The sequence below is a fragment of the Pseudomonas sp. JUb42 genome (assembly GCF_024807945.1).
Taxonomy (GTDB): domain Bacteria; phylum Pseudomonadota; class Gammaproteobacteria; order Pseudomonadales; family Pseudomonadaceae; genus Aquipseudomonas.
On record NZ_JANUFD010000005.1, the window covers coordinates 127,402 to 148,712 of the forward strand.

At 63.0% G+C, this 21,311-nt stretch carries 17 protein-coding genes; 6 read left to right on the forward strand and 11 right to left on the reverse strand.

From position 1 onward, the window contains the following. Positions 1–10: 10 nt before the first annotated feature. Genes M2401_RS11740 through M2401_RS11760 form a run of 5 tightly spaced genes read right to left on the reverse strand, consistent with a single transcriptional unit; the run spans position 11 to position 6,410 of the window. The gene (locus M2401_RS11740; RefSeq protein WP_259102868.1) at positions 11–1,294 is read right to left on the reverse strand and encodes an LLM class flavin-dependent oxidoreductase; all 1,284 of its coding nucleotides are present in this window, start codon (positions 1,292–1,294) and stop codon (positions 11–13) included. Then, positions 1,291–2,934 carry an ABC transporter ATP-binding protein gene (locus tag M2401_RS11745; protein ID WP_259102869.1) on the reverse strand — a complete coding sequence of 548 codons (1,644 nt, stop codon included), beginning with the start codon at positions 2,932–2,934 and terminating at the stop codon, positions 1,291–1,293. The genes M2401_RS11740 and M2401_RS11745 overlap by 4 nt, the downstream gene beginning before the upstream one ends. After that, positions 2,931–3,797, reverse strand: coding sequence for an ABC transporter permease (locus M2401_RS11750; protein ID WP_259102871.1), 867 nt, complete (start codon positions 3,795–3,797; stop codon positions 2,931–2,933). Before M2401_RS11750 ends, M2401_RS11745 begins: the two co-directional genes overlap by 4 nt. Before the next feature lie 4 nt (positions 3,798–3,801). Next, complete coding sequence (locus M2401_RS11755; protein ID WP_259102874.1) at positions 3,802–4,788, reverse strand: ABC transporter permease; 987 nt, start codon at positions 4,786–4,788, stop codon at positions 3,802–3,804. After that, positions 4,785–6,410, reverse strand: coding sequence for an ABC transporter substrate-binding protein (locus M2401_RS11760; RefSeq protein WP_259102875.1), 1,626 nt, complete (start codon positions 6,408–6,410; stop codon positions 4,785–4,787). Before M2401_RS11760 ends, M2401_RS11755 begins: the two co-directional genes overlap by 4 nt. Before the next feature lie 295 nt (positions 6,411–6,705). Between M2401_RS11760 and M2401_RS11765 the strand changes: the two genes are divergently transcribed. Next, positions 6,706–8,088 carry a tetratricopeptide repeat protein gene (locus M2401_RS11765; RefSeq protein WP_259102877.1) on the forward strand — a complete coding sequence of 461 codons (1,383 nt, stop codon included), beginning with the start codon at positions 6,706–6,708 and terminating at the stop codon, positions 8,086–8,088. 240 nt (positions 8,089–8,328) lie between these two features. Here the strand turns inward: M2401_RS11765 and M2401_RS11770 are convergent, their stop codons facing one another. Next, positions 8,329–9,435: a P1 family peptidase gene (locus M2401_RS11770; protein ID WP_259102878.1), complete on the reverse strand. Its 1,107-nt coding sequence runs from the start codon at positions 9,433–9,435 to the stop codon at positions 8,329–8,331. 291 nt (positions 9,436–9,726) lie between these two features. Here M2401_RS11770 and M2401_RS11775 point away from each other — a divergent pair, with 291 nt between their 5' ends. The 5 genes from M2401_RS11775 to M2401_RS11795 all read left to right on the forward strand — a co-directional run bounded on the left by M2401_RS11775 (position 9,727) and on the right by M2401_RS11795 (position 16,759). Continuing rightward, complete coding sequence (locus M2401_RS11775; protein WP_259102879.1) at positions 9,727–12,156, forward strand: TonB-dependent siderophore receptor; 2,430 nt, start codon at positions 9,727–9,729, stop codon at positions 12,154–12,156. A gap of 58 nt (positions 12,157–12,214) precedes the next feature. Next, positions 12,215–13,570, forward strand: a complete 1,356-nt coding sequence (locus M2401_RS11780) for an LLM class flavin-dependent oxidoreductase (RefSeq protein WP_259102881.1) — start codon at positions 12,215–12,217, stop codon at positions 13,568–13,570. Then, positions 13,567–14,490, forward strand: coding sequence for a 5'/3'-nucleotidase SurE (locus M2401_RS11785; protein ID WP_259102882.1), 924 nt, complete (start codon positions 13,567–13,569; stop codon positions 14,488–14,490). Before M2401_RS11780 ends, M2401_RS11785 begins: the two co-directional genes overlap by 4 nt. Before the next feature lie 147 nt (positions 14,491–14,637). Continuing rightward, positions 14,638–15,663 carry an LLM class flavin-dependent oxidoreductase gene (locus M2401_RS11790; RefSeq protein ID WP_259102884.1) on the forward strand — a complete coding sequence of 342 codons (1,026 nt, stop codon included), beginning with the start codon at positions 14,638–14,640 and terminating at the stop codon, positions 15,661–15,663. Then, positions 15,656–16,759, forward strand: a complete 1,104-nt coding sequence (locus tag M2401_RS11795) for an LLM class flavin-dependent oxidoreductase (protein WP_259102886.1) — start codon at positions 15,656–15,658, stop codon at positions 16,757–16,759. Before M2401_RS11790 ends, M2401_RS11795 begins: the two co-directional genes overlap by 8 nt. Positions 16,760–16,946: 187 nt before the next feature. On the opposite strand, the gene M2401_RS11800 is transcribed toward M2401_RS11795, so the two are convergent. The 5 genes from M2401_RS11800 to M2401_RS11820 all read right to left on the reverse strand — a co-directional run bounded on the left by M2401_RS11800 (position 16,947) and on the right by M2401_RS11820 (position 21,160). Continuing rightward, a complete protein-coding gene (locus M2401_RS11800) occupies positions 16,947–18,035 on the reverse strand; it encodes a sigma-54-dependent Fis family transcriptional regulator (RefSeq protein ID WP_259102887.1) in 1,089 nt (362 codons plus the stop codon). 134 nt (positions 18,036–18,169) lie between these two features. After that, positions 18,170–18,928: a GGDEF domain-containing protein gene (locus M2401_RS11805; RefSeq protein WP_259102890.1), complete on the reverse strand. Its 759-nt coding sequence runs from the start codon at positions 18,926–18,928 to the stop codon at positions 18,170–18,172. A gap of 14 nt (positions 18,929–18,942) precedes the next feature. Next, positions 18,943–19,329, reverse strand: coding sequence for a DUF1987 domain-containing protein (locus tag M2401_RS11810; protein WP_259102892.1), 387 nt, complete (start codon positions 19,327–19,329; stop codon positions 18,943–18,945). A gap of 33 nt (positions 19,330–19,362) precedes the next feature. Continuing rightward, entirely contained in the window at positions 19,363–19,920 is a 558-nt protein-coding gene (locus M2401_RS11815; RefSeq protein WP_259102893.1) for a SiaB family protein kinase, read from the reverse strand. Next, entirely contained in the window at positions 19,913–21,160 is a 1,248-nt protein-coding gene (locus M2401_RS11820) for a SpoIIE family protein phosphatase (RefSeq protein ID WP_409033914.1), read from the reverse strand. The genes M2401_RS11815 and M2401_RS11820 overlap by 8 nt, the downstream gene beginning before the upstream one ends. Between the last annotated feature and the right edge of the window lie 151 nt (positions 21,161–21,311).

Genomic DNA, 21,311 nt, shown 5'->3' on the forward strand with positions numbered 1-21,311 from the left:
AATAAAGACGTCAATGATGCGGCTCGCTCGTTGGAGCGAGGCTTGCCCGCGAAGAGGCAGGTACATCCAGTACATCTTCTGAGTTTGAAATATCGCCTTCGCGGGCAAGCCTCGCTGCAACGGTTATATTCAGATGCTCACGCAGCGTACGCCCGGCGTACTGCCGTCGAAACAACCCGCGCTTCTGCAACTCCGGCACCACCTGTTCGACAAAATCCTCCAGCCCCCCGGCAAGGTACGGCGGCATGATATTGAAGCCATCGGCAGCGCCCTGGGTAAACCATTGCTCCAGGCGATCGGCAATGGTCTTTGCCGTGCCCACCACCACATGATGCCCCCGGGCAGCGGACATGCGCAGGTACAACTGGCGAATGCTCAGGCCTTCCTTGCGCGCGACGTCCAGCAACAGGTGCTGGCGGCTGACTCCGGAGTTGGTCGGTGGCAATTCGGGCAAGGAGCCGTCCACCGGGTAGGCGCCCAGGTCCAGACCGCCTGCGATGTCGGAGAGCAGCGACACCCCCACCACCGGCTCGACCAGTTCTTGAAGTTGTTGATACAGGTCCTCGGCCTGTTGTTCGGTGCGACCGACAATGGGCATGACACCGGGCATGATCTTCAGGCTATCGGGATGGCGGCCAAACCCGGCCATACGGCTTTTCACGTCGGCATAGAAGGCCTGGGCACCGGCCAGTTCGGGCTGGGCAGTAAACAGCACCTCGGCGTGGGCTGCCGCCAGTTCACGACCTTCAGCGGAAGCCCCGGCCAACACCTGCACCGGCGCCAGACCTGCCGTCTGCCATTGCTGGCGCACGTCGCGCAGAAAGCGGCGGGCCGACTCATAGCGATCGCCATGGCCGTAATGCTGCTCACGGCCGAAATTCAGGGATTCCCGGGCATTGCTCGAGGTCACCAGATTCCAGCCACTGCGCCCGCCGCTCAAACGTTCCAAAGAAGCAAAGCTGTCGACCAGGGTCCGCACACTGTTATAGGACGAGGTGGCTGTGGCGATCAGGCCAATGCGCCGGGTTACTGCGGCCAGGGCGGCGAGCAGGGTCAGGGGCTCGAAATGTTCGGTGCGAGCCATGCGTTGCAAGGCCTGGGTCTGGCCCGGCAGCATGGCCAGGGTGTCGGAAAGGAAAATCGCATCGAAGCAACCGCGCTCGGCGGTAGCGGCAAGCCGTTGGTAGTGGGCCAGGTCGAGGCCGCCCGCCGCATGGGCCTGGGGGTGGCGCCAACCGGCTATGTGATGTCCGGTCGCCATGAGAAAGGCGTTGAGGCTCATCTGACGCGTCATACGGGTACTCGCAATAAGGTCTCGGCGTCGCTGACCACCGGATTGACCGGCAGCGCAGCGAGCAGTGCCCGGGTATAGGCATGTTGCGGCTGGCCAAAGACCTGGGCGGTGGGCCCGGTTTCGACGATACGGCCGTGTTGCATCACGGCAATGCGGTCGCTCAGGCGTGCCGCCACATGCAGGTCATGGGTAATGAACACCAGACTGAGTTTCAGGCGCTGTTGCAGGTCCTCCAGCAGCTCGAGGATCTGCACCTGAATCAGCGCATCCAGGGCGGAAACGCATTCGTCGGCGATCAGCACGCGCGGCTGCAGGGCCAGGGCCCGGGCAATGCCGATACGCTGGCGCTGGCCGCCGGAAAACGCCTGGGGATAGCGGTCGAAGGCGGTGGCAGGCAGGCCGGTCAGTTGCAGCATGTCCAGGGCAATGGTGCGTGCCTGTTCAGGCGAGGCGCCGTGGACCAGCGGCCCGGTCATGATGATCTGGCCGACCCGCTGGCGCGGATTGAGCGAGGCGAATGGGTCCTGGAAGATCATCTGCACGTCGCTGCGCCGCTCGCGCAAGCGGGCTTCAGGCAGGCCTGCGACGTCGTCACCGAACCACTCGACCCGGCCACTATCGGGCCGTAGCAAGCGAATCAGATGCCTTCCCAGGGTCGATTTGCCGGAGCCGGATTCGCCGACAATACCCAGGGTCTCGCCTTCGCGCAGGCTCAGACTGACGTCGGCCAATGCCTGGGTCGTGCGCTTGCGCCCCCAGCCCAATGATGCGCGGAAAGACTTGTTCAAGGTCTCGGCATGCAGCAGTACCGGCGCATCGGTGGCCAGCGTACGCGAGTGGCCCTGGACCGGTGCCGATGCCTCGACCAGCCTGCGCGTATAAGCCTCACGCGGGCGGCGCAGGACCTCTTCAGCGCTGCCCTGCTCCACCAGATGGCCCTTTTCCAGAACCAACACCCGGTCGGCCACGGCCCGCACCACCGCGAAGTCATGGGTGATAAACAGCATGGCCATGCCCTTCTCGCGCTGGATGCGTTTGAGCAAGGCAATGATCTGCGCCTGGGTAGTAACGTCCAGAGCCGAGGTCGGCTCATCGGCAATCAGCAACAGGGGGTCGAAGGCCAGGGCCATGGCGATCACCACCCGCTGGCGCTGGCCGCCGGACAATTGGAACGGGTAGACCTGCTGCAAACGCGCAGGATCCGGCAGGCCCACATAGTCCAGCAGCTCGACCACACGCAGGCGTCGCTGCTGTTTGCTGGTCACGCCGTGGTCCAACAACACTTCCTCGATCTGCCGCCCGACACTCAACAGCGGATTAAGCGCGCTCATGGGTTCCTGGAAGACCATGCTGACCTGCCGCCCGCGATGCTGGCGCATCTGTTCTTCGCTGAGGTCGGCCAGGTCCTGCTGCTGGAAGCGGATCTGCCCGGCCTCCGGCGCCATGTCTGCAGGCAACAGGCGCAGGATCGCACTGGCGAGCATGGACTTGCCCGAACCGGACTCCCCCACCACGCACAGGCACTCCCCGGCATTGATATGCAGCGACAGGCCGTGCAGCGCATGGCTGCGGTCAGCCCCTTGGGGCAATGGGATACGCAGGTCACTGACCCGCAACAACGGCGGATTGGCGATTGTCATGGCCGCCCTCCTTGTCTGCCCAATGGCTCGAAAGCGATCCGCAGCCCCTCGCCGATTCGATTGACCGCCAGCACGCAGAACATGATCGCCAGCCCCGGCAGCAGGCTCATCCACCAGGCCTGGCGCAGCATATTGCGCGAGGCATTGATCATGTAGCCCCAGCTCATGGCATCAGGATCGCCCAGGCCGAGAAAGGCCAGGGCCGCTTCGGTCAGGATCGCCGTGCCCATGATGAACGACATGGTCACCAGCAAGGGCGACAAGGCATTGGGCAGGATCTGCCTGAAAATGATCGCCAGGGGTTTCTGCCCCAATACCTGGGCGGCCTGGACGAACTCGCGCTGACGCAGGGTCAGGAACTCGCTGCGCACCAGTCGCGCCACCGGCGGCCAGGCCACCAGGGCGATGCCGACTACCACGGAGGTCAGGGACGGTTCCAGTACCGCCACCAGAATCACCGCCAGCACCAGTTGCGGAATGATCTGGAAAAACTCGGCCAGGCGCATCAGGACTTCGTCGACCCAGCCACCGGCATAACCGGCCAGGCCGCCGATGATCAGGCCCACCAGCAGGGTCGCCAGCGTCGACAGCGCACCTACGGCCAGGGACATGCGCGCACCGTAGACCAGCCCGCTGACGATGTCGCGGCCGAGCATGTCGCTGCCCAGCCAGTGGCTGCTGTCGGCAAACGGCGGCAGCAATGGCTTGGCAGTCATGGACCACGGCGAGTCGATACCCAGCCACGGCGCCGCCACCGCCAGCACAGTCAGCAACAATAAAAACAGGCCGCCGAGCACGGCGCTGCGCTGACCCACGAAGCGGCGCAGTACCGATGGCTGCGCAAAGAATTCAGCTTGGCTCATCAGTTCAGCTCCCACTGCCGGTGCGCGGGTCGAGCCAGCGGCAAATCAGGTCAGTCAGTATGTTGAACGCCACCACCAGCACGGAAATGACCAGAAACACCCCGAGCAGCAAGGGGTAGTCGCGCTGGCTGAGGGCGTCATAGAGCAGGCGGCCGATGCCGGGCCAGGCGTAGACCACCTCGATCAGCAGCGAGCCGCTGGCCAGTTGGCCCAGTTGCAGACCGGCATAGGTCACCACCGGCAACAGTGCGTTGCGCAGGACATGGTCGCAGAGGATGCGCGCAGGTTTGAGGCCCTTGGCATGGGCGGTGCGCACGTATTCCTGGCTCATGGACTCCAGCACCGCCGCCCGGGTCAGCTGCACGTACAGCGCCAGGAACATGAAACTCAAGGACAGCGCCGGCAGCAACAAGTGGCTGGCATAGTCGCGAAACAGCGCCCAACCGTGCAGATCGCCGTCCACCGACGCCATGCCGAAGGCCGGCAACCAGTCCAGCAGCACCGAAAACAGTAGAATCAGCAGCAACGCCAGCCAGAACGACGGCGTCGCATACAGCACCATGGCGGTATGCGAGATCAGCCGGTCCAGATAGCCGCGATGACGCTGGCTGCGGGCTGCGAGCACGCCCAGGCCGACGCCGATCAGCGACGACAGAACAAACCCGGTGCCCATCAGCAACAAGGTCGCGGGCAGGCGTTCGGCGATCAGCGACCAGACGCTGGCCTGATTGCGATAGGAATAACCCAGATCCAGGCGAGCCGCATGGCCCAGATAGGTCAACAGCTGATGAGCCAGAGGCTGGTCCAGGCCCATGTCATGGCGCAACTGGGCAACGTAGCCCGCATCATCGACGCCCGCCTCCCCGGCCATGAGCATGGCCGGATCGCCGGGGGCCAGGCGCACCAACAGAAAACTCAGCACCAGCACCCCGACAATCACCCCCAGCCCGCGCCCCAGGCGACCGCCCAGGTAGGCGAAGAATCCGCTCATGGCGCGCTGCGCTCCAGGTACACGGTGTCGTAGCTTTCGTTCAGGCTGGTGGCGGTTTGCAGCAGGTTCTTGACCTGGGTGTGATAGAGCGTAGGGAAGCGCATCTCGAAGATCGGCGCCAGCGGCAGGTCATCGTTCAAGTGGTGCTCAAGCTCGCTATACAGCGCATTGCGCTCCGGCCCCGGTGCGATATCGGCGACTTTATTCCACAGGGCGTCGACCTGCGGGTTGCTGTAGCCGCCGACGTTATTGAAGGGTGTGCCCTTGACGATATTGTCCGAGCGATAGAGGTAGGACGTGGTCAGGTACGGGTCGCCAATCTGGAAGACGAAGTTGTAGCTCAGGTCGAAATCCCAGCTGCTGACGCGCTGATACCAGGTCGCCGCGTCAGAGGTCACTACATCGACCTTGAAACCCAGGGGTTGCAGGGACTGCTTGGTGTACTCCGCCAGACGCTCCCAGGCGCCGCCCTTCTCGCCATTGAGCAGGCGAATATGGGTCTTGCCGACATCCACCCCGGATTCGGCGATCAGCGCCTTGGCCTTGGCCAGGTCGTAGGTGTATTGCGGCAGCTGGGCATCATGGTACGGCGTGCCGGAAGCGAAAGGCCCTTGGGCGACTTTGCCGGCGCCGAAGAAAATGTTGTCGACGATAAAGGGGCGATTCAGCGCATAGAGGATCGCCTGGCGCACCTTGGCGTTATCCAGAGGTGGCTTGCGCAGGTTGATCTGCAAAAAGGCCAGGCCAGCGTACAGCTCATAGCCTTTGTCGCTGCTGGCCACGCCGGGCAAGGCGCTCAGGCGGGCCAGATCGGCGTAGTCGGCGTCACCGCTGCGCAGTACCTGCACGTCGTTACGCTCAAAGGCGGCGGCCCGTGACGAGGCATCGGGCAGCACATGGAAGACGATTTCGTCCAGGTACGGCAGGCCTTTCTTCCAGTAATCCGGGTTCTTCGCCAGCTTGATATAGGAACCGCGCTTCCACTCTTTGAACACGAACGGACCGGTGCCCACCGGCTTGAGGTTGTAGGGGTTACTGCGGTAGTCGGTGCCCTCGTAGAGGTGCTTGGGCGCAATGGGCCGCAAGCCGCTGCCAAGGGCCGAGAGCAATGGCGCGAAGGGTTTCTTCAAGTGAAACACCACTTGCAGCGGGCCGGTCTTGTCGATGGACGCCACATAGTCATTGAAGATATCGGCCAGGCGCTTGTCGGACTGCGGGTAGAACTCCTTGAAGCTGAACAGCACGTCATCGGCGCTGAACGGCTGGCCGTCATGCCAGCGCACACCGTCTTGCAGATCGAAGGTGTAGGTCAGGCCGTCCGGGGCAATGGTCCAGCTGCGCGCCAGCACCGGCTGCGGTTTGAGATCGGTGTCGAAGGTCAGCAGGCCTTGCAGGACCTTGCCGCTGACGTACTGGGTCGCTACGTGGGTGACCAGGCCGTGCATCAGCGACGGCGGCTCGGGCTGCGACACCAGGTTCAACACGCCACCGGCCTGCGGGTCGGCCCAGGCGGGGCTGGTGGTCAGGCAGGCGCTGGTCAGCAACGCGGCACCCAGGACGCGCAGGGTCTTGCGCCAACCTGATGAGCCGGAGGGCACGGGGCGGGGAAACAAAGTCGGCATGGGAACTCCAGGGCAGAAGGCAATACCTGGAGATAGCAAGGCCTGTGCCACGGGCTGCACGCCCCGCTGTGCAAGGCGTGGGCCTGATTTTGGCCGAGGTAAGTGTAGGAATTTGCACAGCTGTTTTTCCATGTTGTGGGAAAAGCAGCAGTGGCATGGGGTGATTTCTGTGGGACCGGCTTTAGCCGGGAAGGCGCATTCCCGGCTAAAGCCGGTCCCACAGGGATTCCTGCCAACCTTTGAACACTGGCACAACCCTTGCGACAACGCCCTCATCAAGATTGAGAGCACCCACATGACCTACGATTACCTGGGCAATCCCCTCGACAGCGAGCACCCCGCCACCGTCACCGCCATCGATGACTTCGTCGGCGGCTTCCTTGCCTATGAACCCCGCGCCCTGAATATCATCGCGGCCGCCGACGCCAACGCAGGGTCAGCACTGGCCAATGCCTTTGCCGGTTTGCTGATGATGTTCAGCGAATCCCCTGAAGGACCGCAACTGGCGGCGGTCTATCAACAACGCGCCGAAGCGGCCAAGCCCTCTGAAGCCAGCCGCGCCGGGCGGTATCTGCAATTGCTGCGCGCCTGGCGCCTGGATGATCTGCCTCGGGCAATCGCCATCAGCGAAAACCTGGTAACCACCTTTACCCGCGACCTGCTGGCGGTGAAGCTCGCCCAGTATTTCCACTTCAATAGCGGTAACTGGCCAGCGATGTTGCGGGTGGCCGTGCAGGCGGTGGAGCACGCGGCCGATATCGCCCATACCCACGGCATGCTGGCCTTCGCCTACGAACAATGCCATCTGCTCGACCAGGCCGAAACCGCCGCCCGCCAGGCCCTGCATTTGCTGCCCAGCGAACCCTGGGCCCAACATGCCCTGGCTCATGTGATGCTGACCCAGGGGCGCATCGAAGAGGGCACGGCGTTTTTCGAGGAGGTAAGCGAGGGCTGGGACGGTCTGAATTCCTTTATGTACACCCATAACTGGTGGCATCTGGCGCTGTTTCATCTGGCGCGTGGCCGCCACGCCCGGGTGCTGGAGATTTACGACCGGCATGTCTGGGGCATCTTCCCCGAGTACTCCCAGGACCAGATCGGCGCCGTATCGCTGCTGACCCGCATGGAGCTGTCGGGCATCGACGTCGGCGAACGCTGGCAGGCCGTCGGCCACTACCTGTTGGCGCGGGTCGGCGATACCGTGCAGCCGTTTCTCAGCCTGCAATACCTCTATGGCCTGGCCCGGGCCGGACACAAGGATGCAGCGGCGCAGCTGCTCCAGGCCCTCGACGCCCAGGCTGGAGCGGCGCCCGCCTACAGCCGTGATGTCTGGCGCGATATCACCCTGCCCGTCGCCCACGGCCTGCTGGCCCATGCCTATCAAGACGACTCAACCGCGGCCCGCTTGCTGGGCGACACCCTGCCCGCCTTGAACGCCATTGGTGGCAGCCACGCCCAGCGCGACCTGTTTGCCCTGATCGAACTGGACGCCCGGCTCAATGCCGGGGATTGGCAGGCAGCGCAGCAGACCCTGGAAGTGCGCCGTCGCTATGACCCGTGGGATGTTCCGACCAATCAGAGCCTGGAGCGGGTCTATACGGCGTTGCAGTTGCCGGGGGAAGCGCGACGGGCTGCGGGGCGGGTGGTACAGGCGTTGTCGGGGGTGATTCCGGCTTGACCGCGGCCGTCAGGGGCCGCCGAATAACACCACAACCTGATGATCTTTAATACGGCTCTTGTGGGAGCGAATTCATTCGCGAAAGCGGTATCGCTGGCAATAGAGATGTGTCGAACGTACCGGCCTCTTCGCGAATGAATTCGCTCCCACGAGATTGGCCCCCTGCCCCGGTTAGTGTTTGCTGCGTGACAGCGCGGCGTCCTAGACGGGGCGGGATCTCCCACAGAACACCTCACATTTTCAATATTTTCCTCGATAAACCCCGCGCGCAATCGCCCTGGCCACGCAATCCGCCGCTGCCGAGCCCAACCGCCCCACATCCACCTGGCGCCGTGGCCCGCTGGCAATCTCTTGCGCGCCGGAGGCCAGGGCGAACACTGTGTCGCCATCAAACGGCAGATGGGCCGGGCGTACGGCGCGGGCAATGCCGTCCTGGGCCATGATCGCCAGGCGTGTGCATTCGGCAGTGGTCAGCCGGGCATTGCAGGCCACCACCACCAGCGTGGTATTGGCTCCGGTCTGCAAGCGCCCCATTGCATCGAGGCGCGACAGTTCGGGAATCGGCTCGGCGACCTGCTGCTGAAAATCCGGACGATGGCCGCCGAATTCACCGTCCACTTCCCAAGGCCAGGCCCAGAAGGTTTCGCCGTCAGGCATATAGACCGAGCCGATGGGGTTGGCCACGGCCAGGGCGGCGACGATCAGGCCGTCGCCCAGATCCAGGGACGCCGACCCCAGGCCGCCCGGCAGGATCCCCGCCATGGCCCCTACCCCGGCACCCACCCGGCCTTCGGCAATTTCCTTGCCAGCAGCGTTCAAGGCGCTAAAACCCAGACGCCGATACGGCGGCTCCAACCCCCAGTGCTTGTTACCGGCATTGGCCAGGTCATGCAGCACCGCCGCCGGCACGATGGGGATCGCCGGAGCCCCGGCGTGCAATTGCAGACCGACGCCTTCGGCCGATAACGCTGCCGCCACCGCATCCGCCGCGCCCAGGCCAAAGACCGAGCCGCCGGAAAACACCAGGGCATGCAACTGGCCGACCATATTCTGCGGCTCCAGGGCCGCCGTCTCGCGCCCGCCGGGGCCACCGCCGCGGATATCCACCCCGGCGGTCCAGGCGCCAGCGGTGCGGATCACCGTCACCCCGGTCTGGGCGGCAGGATCCTCGGCATGGCCGACCAACAGGCCGGGAATATCGGTAAGCGAATTGCGGGGGCCGGGAAGCGGCATGGACATCTCCATCAACTGAATGCGATGCCTGGGCCAGAGCAAGCGCTGTGCCATGCGCCGATGCGGCGTATCCATGGGTTGGTGCTTGTGTTTATCCAGCAATGCACTGGCCAAAAACCAACAGCCTGATCCGCGACTGTTAAAAAAACACCAATGCACGCCAGCCATATAACGCAACCGACTAATAAATAAGGATTTTCTCGAATGGCACAGCGCTTGCTCTAGTGCAGTACCAGAGCTTGAGACCGCAAGGCCGTCCGATCGACGCGACAGCCCGGCAACAAGCCGTTACCCCACTTAACGCACGACTCTTACGCCTTGCTCCAGAGCAACGCGAGTCAGCCATCGAGGTGGCTCGGCAACCCAACAGGGTACCGACCGCAGACCCATTGGAGTTTCATCTACATGAGCAACATCGCTGCCGGTCCCGCCCGGTCTTCCCGCAAACTGTTCACCCATTCGCTACTATTCCTGGCCGTCTGCGAAGCCTCCGGCTACAGCGCCCTGGCCCTGGCCGCCGACAAGAGCGACAACCCCCTGGACACCGTGGTCGTGGTCGGTAACCGCGGCCAGGCCCGCACCCTGGCCGAAAGCCCGTCGCCGGTGGACGTGATTTCCGGCAGCCAGCTGCAGGCCACAGGGCAAGGCGACCTGACCCGCGCCCTGAGCCGGGTGCTGCCATCGCTGAACCTGCCCGCGTCCTCCGGTTTCGGCTCGACCTCGGTGGTACGGCCGATCACCCTGCGCGGCCTCAATGGCGATCAGGTGCTGGTGCTGGTCAACGGCAAGCGCCGTCACAACAGCGCGCTGCTCAACAACGCCACTTCGCTGAACTCCGGCTCGCAACCGGTGGACCTGGACATGATCCCCACCGCCCTGGTGGACCATGTCGAAGTCCTGCGTGATGGCGCGTCGGCGCAGTACGGCTCCGACGCCATCGGCGGCGTGATCAACGTGGTGCTCAAGCAACAGGATCATGGCGGCAGCCTGTCCACCACCTACGGCCAGAACTACGAAAATGGCGACGGCGAAACCGTGCGCCAGACCGGCAACGTCGGCCTCGCCCTGCCCAACGACGGTTTCATCAACCTGGGCCTGGACGTGAAGAAGCAGCGCGTCTCCGACCGTTCCGACGCGGCGCCCTACACCGACGCCGCCGGCAACACCAGCAGCCAGCACACTTACTACGGCACCGGCCTGCCGGAGGCGCGCAACTTCAGCCTGGGCTACAACGCCGAGCTGCCCATCGGCGACCAGACCCTGTACTCCAACGCCACCTATACCCGGCGCAACTCGGAAAAACCCCTGGCGTTCCACCAGCCATCGAGCTTCAACGGCATTGCCACGCCCTATCCGGAAGGCAAGGAAGACACCTTGCGTTTCATCGAAAACGACTTCCAGTTCACCTTCGGGGACAAGGGCCAGGCGGCGGGCTGGGACTACGACCTGTCGACCACCTACGGCCAGGACCACGCCGAAGCCACCCTGCGCGATACCTATAACCTGAGCTACGGCATCAACTCGCCAACCTCGGTGGACACCGGGGTGAAAACCTTCAGCCAGTGGACCAACAACATCGACCTGACCCGCGCCTTCGACCTCGGCCTGGCCAAGCCGACGCAGATTTCCTGGGGCCTGGAACAACGCTACGAAAGCTACAAGATCGGCAAGGGTGACTACGAGTCCTACGCCAGCGGCCCGTTCACCACGGGCACCAATGGCGCGCTGATCGCACCGGGGACCATCTCCGGCGCCGGTACCACCCCGGCCGACGCCGCCGAACGCGGGCGCACCAGCTACGCCGGTTATGGCGAGATCGGCCAGGACCTGACCGACAAATGGCATGTGGACCTGGCCGGGCGCTACGAGCACTACAACGACGGTTCCGGCGTGACCACCAATGGCAAGCTGTCGACCCGCTACCAGTTGACGCCGATCCTGGCGATTCGCGGCACCGCCAGCACCGGCTTCCGTGCGCCGTCCCTGGCCCAGCAGATCTACAGCTCGACGTCGCAGACCTCGGTCAACGGCAACCTGTTCGACTATCGCAACGTCGCCGTCGACTCCGACGTCGCCAAGGCCCTGGGCGCCTCGACCCTGAAACCGGAGAAATCCACCAACTACAGCCTCGGCCTCACCCTGCAACCCAGTGATGTCACCAGCCTTACGCTGGATGCCTACCAGATCAAGGTCCGCGACCGCATCGCCCAGACCGGCTACCTGGGCGGCACCCCGGCGATCCAGCAGATCCTCGCCAATGCCGGGCTGAATCCGAACCAGGCGGTGACCTACTTCACCAACGCCCTGGACACCACCACCCGTGGCGTCGATATCGTCGGCGACTACCGCCAGGACCTCGGTGCCTATGGCCGCCTGCGCTACACCCTGGGCTTTAACTGGAACACCACCGAGATCGACAGCATCCATGCCTCCAGCGTGGCCCAGGCGGCTCTCGGCCCGACCGGTGGCTACGATCGCCAGCGCCAGGGCAACCTCAAGCACGGCACGCCGGAGTCCCGCACCCTGCTGGGCGCGACCTGGGATATCGACAAGTACACCGTGGGCCTGAACCTGACTCGCTACGGCGAGTACACCGAATACGGCACCGCCGAGCAGTACGACATCACCCATGGCGCCGCCTGGATCACCGACCTCAACGTCGACTACCACCTGACCAGCAACATCACCCTCAATGCCGGGGCCAACAACCTGTTCAACAAGTACCCAGAGCGCACCAACCTGGCCAGCGCCTCCGGCGGCTTCCCCTACGGCACCTTCTCGCCGTACGGCACCACCGGCGGCTACTGGTACACCGGCGTGACCTACAACTTCTAACCCTGCCCGCCCTTGCCACCGCGCGGTGGCAAGGGCCTTTTTTCGAGGGAGACCTGTCATGAGTCGTCGTACCGACCAGATCAAACTGGGTGCATTTCTGGCCAATAGCGGCCATCACGTCGCCGCTTGGCGCCATCCCCTGGCCCAGGCCGATGCCAGCCAGGATTTCGAGCACTTCAAGCACATCGCCCAGACCGCCGAGCGCGGCAAGTTCGATGCGCTGTTTATCGCTGACGTCGTCGCGGTCTGGGGCCATCACCTCGATGCCCTGAGCCGCACCGCCCGGGCCGAGCATTTCGAGCCGCTGACGCTGATGTCGGCCCTGGCCTCGGTCACTAGCCATATCGGCCTGATCGCCACGGCCACCACCAGTTATAACGAGCCGTACCATATCGCCCGCAAGTTCGCCTCCCTGGATCACCTGTCCAAGGGCCGCGCGGCGTGGAACCTGGTGACCTCGGTGGTCAGCGACGAAGCGTGGAATTTCGGCCGTGAGGAGCATATCGACCACGGCGACCGCTATCAGCGCGCCGAGGAGTTCCACGACGTCGTGCAAGGCCTGTGGGACAGCTGGGAAGACGACGCCTTCATTCGCGACAAGGAAAGCGGCCTGTATTTCGATGAACAGAAGCTCCATGTGCTCAACCACAAGGGCACGCACTTTTCCGTACGCGGCCCGCTCAATGTGGCGCGCCCGCCTCAGGGTCATCCGGTGCTGGTGCAGGCGGGCGCTTCGGAGCCGGGCAAGCAACTGGCGGCCAGGGTCGCCGAAGTGATCTTTGCTGTCAGCCATGAAATTCCGCCGGCCCAGGCGTTCTACAGTGATATCAAGTCCCGCGCCGCTGCCCTGGGCCGTGATCCGGATGGCATCAAGATCCTGCCCGGCATCACCCCGTTCATTGGCGAAACCCGCGAGCAGGCCCAGGCCTTGTTCGAGGAATTCCAGGCCCTGATCGATCCGGTATTGGGCCTGCGCCTGCTGGCTGACACCCTGGGTGACGATATCGACTTGTCCGGCCATGACCTCGACGGCCCGCTGCCGCCCACCGAGCCGGGGCAACGCGGCAGCCGCCGGGACAAGGTGCTGGAACTGGCGCGCAGCAAGAACCTGAGCATTCGCCAGCTCTATCTGCATCTGGCGGCGGGCAACCCGGTGATCGGCACCGCCACCGATGTAGCCGATACCCTTGAAGCCTGGTTCGAAGCCCGGGCCTGTGACGGCTTCAACGTGTTCTTCCCGTATTTCCCCGGCGCCATCGAGCTGTTCGTTGATCAGGTCATCCCCGAACTGCAACGCCGTGGGCTGTTCCGCACTGAATACGAAGGCACCACCCTGCGGGAAAACCTCGGCCTGCCGCGTCCGGCCAACACCCTGTCGCAGCGAAGGAAAATCGCCGATGCGGTGGCTTCATGAAGTCACTGCCACTGGCCCTGATCGTCGCCGGGTGCCTGGGCAGCACCCCGGCCTTTGCCCTGAATATCCTGTTGGGCAATGACGATGGCTACGAGCACGCGAACATCCGCGCGCTGTACCAGGCGCTCAAGGCCCAGGGGCATACGGTCAAGATCGCCGCGCCCTTTACCGATCAAAGCGCACGGGGCGGCGCATTCTTTTTTGGCCGTGCCGTGGAAGTCGGCCAGGACAGCGACCCGGCCTTCCCGGATAGCTACTACCTGACCACCACTGAGCAAGGCGTCTGCGCCAGCGCCGAGTGCAATGGCAAAAACGTGGATATGCGCATCAGCGGCACGCCGGTCATGGCGATCCTGATGGGCCTGAAGAAGGTGATGCCCCATCCGGATCTGGTGATCATCGGCCCCAACCCCGGCAATAACCTGGGCGCAATCAACAGCGCCTCCGGCACCTTCAATGCCGCCAGCGTGGCGCTGCTCAACGGCGTACCAAGCCTGGCGGTCAGCACCGATCTGAAAGAAAACAATCCGCACCAAGTGGCCAGGCTGGTCGGGCAGATCGTCCACAGCCTCGACAGCCATCGCCAGGCCGATGGCGCTCTGTTGCCCAAGGGTGTGGGCCTGAATATCAATTTTCCGCCCCTGGCAGCAATCAAGGGCGCACGCCTGACCCGGATCGGCAGCTATGTGCCCTTAGAAGCCACCTACGCTGACGATATCGGCAAGCTGTTTCCCGCCGCAGCGGGCAAGCCGGGAATCACCTTTCAGTACACCCCGGCGGCGACTGCGGCGCAGCAGGACGATGAAGCGGTGTGGCTGGGCCAGGGGTTTGTGACCATCAGCCCGTTCGATGCGACAGTGCCTGCGCCCGAGGTGAGTACTGCGCTGAAACCCTTGTTGGCGTTACCCTTTCATCCATGAACCCGGCCAGCACGAAAAACGCAATCCCGTGGGAGCGAGGCTTGCCCGCGAAAAGGACCGTACACCCGGACCATTTTCTAAATTTGAAAATCGCCTTCGCGGGCAAGCCTCGCTCCCACGGGAGAGTGATCAGTCAGGAAGACCTTGATGCCCCTTGAATTCAGCTGGCAATTACCGCCCATGCAGGACGACACCCTCAGCCAGTGGCAGGCCCGGCCAGGCGACTGGATTCAGCTCGCCCTGGCCGTAGAATATGCCGGCCTTGACGGCCTGTGGATCGGCAACGGCCTCGGCCAGCCGGACAGCCTGGGCGTCGCTGCGGCCTTGTGCGCCCACACCCGCAAGCTGGCCCTGACCGTTAGCGTTGCCCCGCAGGTGATGCTCCCGGCGGCCTTGGCCAGCACCCTGCAAAGCCTGCAATCCATCAGTCAGCAGCGCATTCGCCTGCATCTGCCGGACAGCGGCCGCAACAGCGCTTATCGCGCCTTTGGCGAGTTTCTCAATCGTGACCAGCGCAATGAACGTATCGGCGAATATCTCGACCTGCTCGCTCGCCTGCTGGCGCCCCTCGACGAGCCGTTCGACCATGCCGGGCGCTATTTCCAGCTGGAAAGCGCCGGTATTGCCCGTCGCAACCTTGCCGCCCCGCCCTTGCTGCTCGACGCCAGCCAGGACCCAGAGCTGATGGGGCGGCATGCCGATCAGTGCCTGCTGAGCCTGGTCCCCCTGCCTGCGCTGGCTCAGCAAATCCAGCGCCTGCGAGATTCGGCCAAGGCCCATGACCGCGAGTTGAGCCTGGCCTGTCAGCTTGGCTTGATCCTTGGCGACAGCGAGGATCAGGCCTGGCAACAAGCCGAGCGGCATCTGGCAAGCCTGGGCGTGATGGCTCCCGAGGCCGACCCTCGAGTCAGCGATCTGGCCCGCCCCTTTGCCGAGACCCGGCGCCTGGAGATCCACCCCAACCTCTGGCAGCCTGAAGCGGGCGGCGCGGTGTTTCTCGTGGGCACGGCGCAGCAATGCGCGGCGCGCCTGCAAACCCTGCATGAACTGGGTATCCGCCATGTCGTCATGACTGCCGAACACCCGGTACGGGAAGTGCTGCGTTTTGCCGAACAGATTTTACCGCTGCTGCAAACCCGTGGCCTGCGCAAGGAGTCGCGACACCGTGCCTGATCAATCTGCCCTGGAGCTGAACTGGTTCCTGCCCACCAACGGCGACGGTCGTCACCTGACCAGCAGCGGCCTGCCGAAAATCGGCCTGTTTCAGGAAGGTGAGCGCTCGCCGACCCTGGACTACCTGCGTCAGGTGGTGCGCGCGGCCGAACAGGCGCGCTTCGATGCGATCATGGTGCCCACGGCCAGCGGTTTCGAAGATCCCTGGCTGATCACGGCGGTGTTGGCTCAGGAAGTGCGCCGCCTGAAATTCCTCCTCACCGTACGCCCCGGCCTGGAGCTGCCCGCCTACACTGCCCAGCGCGCGGCGACCCTGCAACTGCTCAGTGACAATCGTCTGGCCCTGCATGTGGTCAGCGGGTCCAGTCGCTTCGAGCAACGCTCCCTGGGGGACTTTCTCGAACACGATGACCGCTATGAGCGCAGCGCTGAGTTCCTTGACGTACTGCGGGCCACCTGGCGCGGCGAGGGTCATTTGCATCACGGGCGCTTTTATCGCGGCGGCCAGCCAGTCCCGGCCCAGCGACACGCGCAACTGCCACCGATTTATTTCGGCGGCGCCTCGGCAGCCGCGGAAAATGTCGCTGCCAGTCACGCGGAAACCTATCTGATGTGGGGCGAGCCACCAGCGATGGTCGCCGAGCGTATCCGCCTGATGAAAGACAAAGCCGCCGCCCAGGGCCGGACCCTGCGCTTCGGCCTGCGCCTGCATGTCTTCGCCCAAGCCACTGACGAAGCCGCCTGGGCCCACGTGGCCGGGCTGTTGCAGGAACTGCCACGGGACGCCATCGACCGCGCCCAGCAACAATTGGCCAACTACCAGTCCGTAGGCCAGACCCGGCAAAGCGAGCTGCTCAGCGGGCGCGGCCACGGGGTACGGGAACTGGAGGTTTCACCCAACCTGTGGGCCGGGGTCGGCCTGGTCCGGGGTGGCGCGGGCACGGCATTGGTGGGCAGTTATCAGCAGGTGGCCGAACGCATAGAGGAATACCGCGGACTGGGGGTCGACAGTTTTATCCTGTCGGGCTACCCACATCTGGAAGAGGCGATTCATCTGGGGGCGGAGTTATTGCCGTTGTTGCGGCGCAGTAGCTGAGGCCATGCGGATGTGTAGGAGCCGCCTTGGTGGCGATCGAGTGCGAAGCGCTCGCAATTGCATCAGTGACTGATCTGACGTCATCGCCAGCAAGCCGGCTCCCACATGATGTCATTCCAACTTTTGGGGCGCACTTCAAGTCCGCTCTCCCGGCTAAAGCCGGTCCTGTGGTCTGTGTATTCCGGCCTCAATCGTCAGCAGCAGACTTCACCCGGCCCTTGAGCATCCCATGATTGACCAGCAAGGTGCGCATGGCATTGCGGGTGATGCCCAGCAGCTCGGCGGTGCGCAATTGGTTGAAACTGCAATGGGCAAAGGACTCGCGCACGATCAGGTCCTCCAGATCGAATAGCAGCGTATCCCCCGGCACCTCGAACAGCCGCTGCAACTGCTCGCGGATAACCTCCTGAGGCACACGAGACATCCGCTCGGCGCTGGTGGCCGTCGACGACAGCCCGGCAGAAAATTTCAGGTGTTCGGGGCGCAGGATCTTGTCCCCCGCCACCAGCAGCGCCAGATGCACAACGTTCTCCAGCTCGCGGATATTTCCCGGCCATGGGTAGGCCAATAGCGCGCTGACCGCCGCTTCGCTGAGCATCGGCTCGGCGATCTTCAAGCGTTGGCTGTAGACGCTGCGAAAGTGTTCAACCAGCGGAATGACGTCCAGCGGGCGCTCCCGCAGTGGCAGCAACTGCACTTGCGCGACATTGATGCGATAGAACAGATCAAGCCGGAAGGTCGCGGCTTCCACCACCTGTTGCAGGTCGATATTGGTCGCGGTGACCAGACGAATATCGATCTTGATCGGCTTGCGCGAACCGACCCGGACGATCTCCTGCTCTTGCAGGGCGCGGAGCATCTTGACTTGCAAAGGCAGCGGCAAGTCGCCGATTTCATCGAGAAACAGGGTGCCGCCATCGGCTTCCTCGAACCAGCCGGCACGCCGACCTGTGGCGCCGGAGAAGGACCCGGCTTCATGCCCGAACAGTTCGCTTTCAGCCAGACTTTCACTGATGGCGCCGCAATTGACCGCGACAAAAGCCCCCTTGCGTCCGCTGGCGGTATGGATGAAGCGCGCCACCAGCTCCTTGCCGGTGCCGGTTTCACCGTTGATCAGCACGGGGGCTTCACTCGGCGCAATGCGCTTGAGGTAGTCCAGCAAGGCTTGTGAGCGCGGATCGGCAAAGACCAGCGCCTTGGCCCTTACGGACAGGGGGTTTTTCTCGCCTTGTGGCAGGGTCAGTAACGTCGCGGCGTTCCCAGGTCGTTCATTCATATCCAGGTATCCGGCAATCGATGGAGAGCCTCAACTCTCGTCAGAAAGCGAATGATCCGGAAAAACGAATATGACTGAAAGGAATTTATAACGATTTATATATTCATTTTAAGTATATGAATAAATAGCCGATTTCAGCCCGCCGCATCAACAGCCACATCGACGCGATTGCGTCCGGAACGTTTGGCCTGGTACAGCGCGGTATCCGCCGCGCCATAGGCATGATCGAAACTGGTCCCGGCCGGGCTGGCGCTGACGCCGAAGCTCGCGGTGATCGCACGGTTTACCGGGTGCTCGTAGACGTGCCCGGCTATCGCCGCGCGCAGCTCTTCGGCCAGGCGATAGCCCTCCTCCAGCGTGGCGCCCGGCATCAGTACCGTGAACTCTTCGCCGCCGACCCGACCGATCAGGCTGCCATCGCCCATGGTGCGATGCAGGCAGCCGACGATGCCCTGGATCACCGCATCACCCGCCGGGTGGCCGAACTCATCGTTGACCTGCTTGAAGTGGTCGATATCCAGAACGATCAGCGCCGCGCCACTTTTCTTCAGGGCGCCCACCGCCAGCTCGATGATCGCGCCGCGATTCAGTACCCCGGTCAGGGCATCGTGGGTGGCGCGGTATTCCAGTTGCCGGGCCAGGGTCTGCAACTGGGCGTTAAGCATGTTCATCTCACGCTCGGCACGGTCGCTGCGGCCGATCAGGCGCCGGGTTTCACGCATCAGGCGCTCGAAATGCGCGGTCATGTCGGCCAGGGACTGCCTGTACAGCGACGCATCAGCCTGGGGCAAGGCCAGGATCGAGCGGGCGTGCTCGATGGCGTCGGTTTCGCTCTTGAACAAGTCCGGAACGGGCTCACCCAGGATGCTGACAGAAGTTGCCGGAACAGGCATGACCGTTTTCCTTCTTAGCTGGCGATGGCGTGATCGTTGAAGATAATGGCGGTGAAGTCGGCTTTCAGCTCTTCGCCGAACTCAAAAATCGTCTCGTCTTCTTCATCGTGATACCAGTTCACTTCAACCCGGTTACCCATCTGGGCGGCCTGATCCAGAGCATCGAAAATGCTGAAGAGCATCTTGGTGCTGGAGCTGTTGAAGTAGGCCAGAGCGATATTGGCAGTGATCTGTGCGTCTTCGCGGCTGCCAAGGTACTCGCGCAATTGCTGGACGATGGGGGCGTAGAACGCTGCGGCGTTTTCCGGGTAGGACTCACCTTTCATAGCCAGCAGGTTCTGGTCGAAGCGAAAGTCGACTTCCGGTGATGTAGCGGTTGCTTCAATGTAAAAATTTTCCATGGCTCACAGGTCACTCTTATCAGGCGTGGCGTCTTAGATGGTGGCTTTGAGGCAGAACAGCGTCGTCTCCGGATCATCCGCGCGCGGGTGGAAGCTGAATTCCAGCGGCGCACTGGCGTCCCGGGCCATGGTCAGAAAACCCAGGCCGGCTCCTTTGCTGTCCGCCGGTGTTTCGGCACGCAAAGACACTTTGTAAGCCTGTTTTATTTCATCCAGAGACATGTGACATAGCGGTTCCAGTTTTTCGCGCAGGCGTTCGACATCACGGGTGGCGATCGGGTTGGCGCAAAGCATGGCATGACGCTCGCCTTCGGCACTGATGCACACCGCGCCCTGGCGCAGGTCGGGGGCCTGCTGCAGCAAATCCGACGAGTAATGAATGATGTTCTGCGACAGCTCGACGAAGGACGAGAACAGTTTGCGCCGGGTCGGCCCGTTGACCCCGGAGATTTCCAGCTGCAACTTCACCACTTCGGCCATGGCCGTGACGATGTGATGAGAGAAATACCCCATGTGATAGAAAATCACGTTTCGTTGTTGGGCCAGATCAAAAAAACTGTTTTCCTGACTGGCCGGATTGATCTTAATCATTCTTGTTCCTAAGACGGGCACAAAATAGGGTGAGGTCGTCGCGTCGAACCTGGTCTCCCTGCCATTCAGCCAGCGTGCGCTGGAGCTCCTTGCCAATGTCGATCGCCGGTTTGTTGCGGTGCTGCACGATGGTTTCAAAAGCCTTGCGCCGCCCGAAAGCGATTTTCTTCGGCCCGCCGATCTGGTCGGTCATGCCATCGGTGGCGATGAACACCAGACTGCCGGTACGCATCTGTACGGTACTGACGGCCCAGCGATAGTCATGATCGCTGTCGACATAGCCCACGCCCATGCGCTGCCCGGCAATGGTGTCCATTTCGTCGGCATCGGGTTGCAGCACATACAGCGACATCCGCGCGCCGGCGAAATTGAGGACATGATCGCGGTTGTCGACCCAAAAGAACGCGGCGTCCAGGCCGTCGTCGGACTCAGGGGTTTCGTCCACGCCCTTGACCTGCCCCAGCAGCTCCTTGACGCTGCGGTTTACCGCCGACAGCAACTGCGCAGGGTCCCGTGGCCCCAACTGGACCAGCGCCTGAGTCAGGGAGGACGAAGCGATCAGGGTCATGAAGGCGCCCGGCACACCGTGGCCGGTACAGTCGGCAATGGCACCGAACCAGCCATCGGGATAGGCGCAGAAATGATAGAAGTCGCCGCCGACCACGTCGCGCGGCTCCCAGACCAGGGCCGCATCATCCAGGGTCGACTTCAGCGCATCCCGGGAAGCGCGCAGCATGGCGCGCTGGATCACACTGGCGTATTCGATGCTCTGCATCATCTGGCGATTTTTCTCGGCCTGCATGGCAGCCACTACCGCCATCAGTTGCAGACCATTGCCCAGACCGACGAAGACGCCGTCGCGGGTCACGATAAAGCCGTCCGCCAAGGCCTTCTCGCCGTATTCAACGGTCTTGAAGGTCAGTTCTTCGATGCTCATCTGGGCATCGACGACCAAGGGTTCCTTGTCCATGAAGGCAATGCAGCTCTTGCGGTCGTACAACTCGCGGTGAAAGGGTTTGCTCATCTGCGACAGAAAGATATTGCGGTTGATCAGACCGATGGGCCGACCCTTCTCGACTACCGCCAGACACACCATGTCTTTCTGGGAAGTGAAGAACTCCATGACCAGGCTATTGGTGCTGTCGGAATCGATCGACGGCACTTCCTTGCACAAGTCACCGGCGCAACGGTGATCGCGTGGCAGTTTTGGACGCATGAAGGGGAAATGTTCGGCGTGCATGCTGGATCAGCCGGGCTGGGATGAAGGCAAAAGGCTATCCCTGAAATATGAAGCTTCCATGACAGTCGACGCATTAATGCAGAAATCTGCTTTGCGCGCACATAACGCGCGGTGATTTATCCGGTCAAATGAAAAACATGTTAACTGCACC